Raw genomic sequence first — 837 nt, forward strand, 5'->3', positions numbered from 1 at the left:
AAGAAGGGCGCAAGAAAGGCCACCTCTTCTTCCCTCGTCATATTCTCCCGGCGGCGACCACCCGGCCTGGCGCGGTCGGCATCAGGCATCCCGCCAGCCAGGACGAAGCGTCGGCGCAACTGACAGGCCCAGCCCACCGACACACCAATCGCTTGCGCCGTCTGCGCGAGGGTCAGTCCGAATTCCAGTGGCAGCAGTACCGCTTGTGCCTGCCGCAACTCATCCATCGTCTTGGCCTCGACGACAAGCCGCTTCGCTCGTTCGAGCACTTCACCGCCGCTTGCTTGACGAGCCATCGCACATCCTTCTACTCGAGGAAGGTGTGCTTATTATTGCATTAATGAATTAGAAATGGAATAACCCATGTCGGTCAACGTAATGCAAGCCTCGCGCAGTATGTGCCGACGGGCCCAATCGGTTGTTTAGCTGGGATATTACTTACCTGCCGACGACAGTTCGCGGGCAGTATTTCTATCTCTATCTGTTCATGGACGTGTTCAGCAGGATGGTCGTCGGCTGGCAGGTCTACGCCGAAGAGAGCAGCGCCCAGGCCAGCGAGCTCCTGAAGGATCTATGTGCGCGTGAAGCGATCAAACCGGGCTAGGTGATTCTGCATTCGGATAACGGCGGCCCAAGAAGGGCGCCACGATGCTCGCCACTCTGCCGGCTCTGGGTGTCATGCCGTCATTGAGTCGACTGGGCGTGAGCAACGACTGCCGCGCGTCAAACAAGATGAGAGCAGCGCGTCAATCAGGATGAGAGTACTGGCGTTGCGGCAGCGGTGGAGGGCGTAGCCCGGAACCGCTGCCGCAACGCCGCGCCGAGGAGCTCCCCGTC

Annotated in this window: 1 protein-coding gene and 1 pseudogene; one reads left to right on the forward strand and one right to left on the reverse strand. The window is 60.1% G+C overall.

Translation table 11 applies throughout. From position 1 onward, the window contains the following. On the reverse strand, positions 1-296 hold a 296-nt coding region (locus tag F6X40_RS41585), incomplete at its 3' end, for a helix-turn-helix domain-containing protein (RefSeq protein WP_222946320.1). A gap of 86 nt (positions 297-382) precedes the next feature. Here F6X40_RS41585 and F6X40_RS43090 point away from each other — a divergent pair. Beyond that, a pseudogene (locus F6X40_RS43090) lies at positions 383-714 on the forward strand (transposase); the annotation flags it as partial. Between the last annotated feature and the right edge of the window lie 123 nt (positions 715-837).

It is taken from the genome of Paraburkholderia sp. UCT31, assembly GCF_014397655.1.
Classification (GTDB): Bacteria; Pseudomonadota; Gammaproteobacteria; order Burkholderiales; family Burkholderiaceae; genus Paraburkholderia; species Paraburkholderia tuberum.